This window comes from Saccharothrix sp. ST-888 (assembly GCF_000955975.1).
GTDB lineage: Bacteria > Actinomycetota > Actinomycetes > Streptomycetales > Streptomycetaceae > Kitasatospora.
Window position 1 is genome coordinate 1 of record NZ_JYJF01000324.1, and the last position, 642, is coordinate 642.

1 protein-coding gene is annotated in these 642 nt (G+C 65.7%); it reads left to right on the forward strand.

What is annotated here, in order from left to right; genetic code table 11:
* A partial coding sequence (locus UK12_RS32900; RefSeq protein WP_045306878.1) for an IS3 family transposase occupies positions 1 to 614 on the forward strand: 614 nt, incomplete at its 5' end.
* Positions 615 to 642: the final 28 nt, after the last annotated feature.

A 642-nucleotide genomic window follows, 5' to 3' on the forward strand; every position in this document is an offset into this window, starting at 1 on the left:
GGATCGTCACCACGGTCTCGGACAAGAGCGTTGACCGCGCACCCGACCTACTGAAGCGCAACTTCGTGGCCGGCGCGCCGAACCGGGTGTGGGTCGCCGACTTCACGCACGTGGCGGCCTGGGCCGGCACCGTCCACGTCGCGTTCGTCGTCGACACCTTCTCGCGGCGGATCGTCGGCTGGTCGGCGGCCACCAACAAGCAGACCCCGCTGATCCTGTCCGCGCTCGGGATGGGCCTGTGGCAGCGCGACCGAGCGGGATTCCCGGTCCAGCCAAGGGAGTTGATCCATCACTCCGACGCCGGATCGCAATACACCAGCTTCCGCCTGGCCACCCACCTGGCCAAGGAGAAGATCGCCGCGTCCATCGGCTCGGTCGGCGACGCCCTGGACAACGCCCTGATGGAGTCGACCATCGGACTCTACAAAACCGAATTGATCAAGCCGCGCGGCCCCTGGCGGACCCTGACCGATGTCGAGATCGCCACCGCCGAGTACATCGACTGGTTCAACTCCACCCGGCTCCACGGTGAACTCGGCCACACCCCACCCGCCGAGTACGAAGCCAAGTACTACAGCCAACAGCCAAACCTGCAGGCCACGGCCACAATCTAGAGTCTCTGAAGAACCCGCAGCGGTTCAC